Origin of the sequence: Mesorhizobium sp. M8A.F.Ca.ET.161.01.1.1, assembly GCF_004792105.1 — a bacterium.
Lineage (GTDB): Bacteria > Pseudomonadota > Alphaproteobacteria > Rhizobiales > Rhizobiaceae > Mesorhizobium.
In genome coordinates this window covers 1-396 of the sequence record NZ_SRTD01000131.1, presented here as the reverse complement: position 1 = coordinate 396, position 396 = coordinate 1, and the positions used below count along the sequence as shown (strand labels likewise).

The window sequence follows — 396 nt, the reverse complement described above, 5'->3', positions numbered from 1 at the left end:
CCGCCATCTCATTCGTAGCGAAACGCTGCCGCTGCTGAAAAAGGGCGTAATGCTCATCAATACCAGCCGCGGCGCCATCATCGACACGCAGGCCGCGATTGCCGGATTGAAAGACGGCACAATCGGTTCCCTCGGCATTGACGTCTACGAGGAGGAAGCCGATCTCTTTTTCGAGGATCTGTCCAATGACGTGTTGCGCGATGACGTTTTCGCGCGGTTGTTGACCTTTCCCAATGTTCTGGTAACCGGTCATCAGGGTTTCTTCACACAGGAAGCACTCACAAACATTGCGGTCACGACAATCGCCAACATTGCGAGCTTTCTTGATACCGGCAAGGCGCTGCATGCCGTCTCGAGGACCTAGGTCGCCGGGATCGCTAACCGCCTGAGAACTGC

At 55.8% G+C, this 396-nt stretch carries 1 protein-coding gene; it reads left to right on the top strand.

Annotation, left to right across the window (positions count from 1 at the left end; translation table 11 throughout):
• Window positions 1–364: NAD(P)-dependent oxidoreductase (locus EN804_RS34990; RefSeq protein ID WP_281407928.1), on the top strand; the 364-nt coding region annotated here is incomplete at its 5' end.
• Between the last annotated feature and the right edge of the window lie 32 nt (window positions 365–396).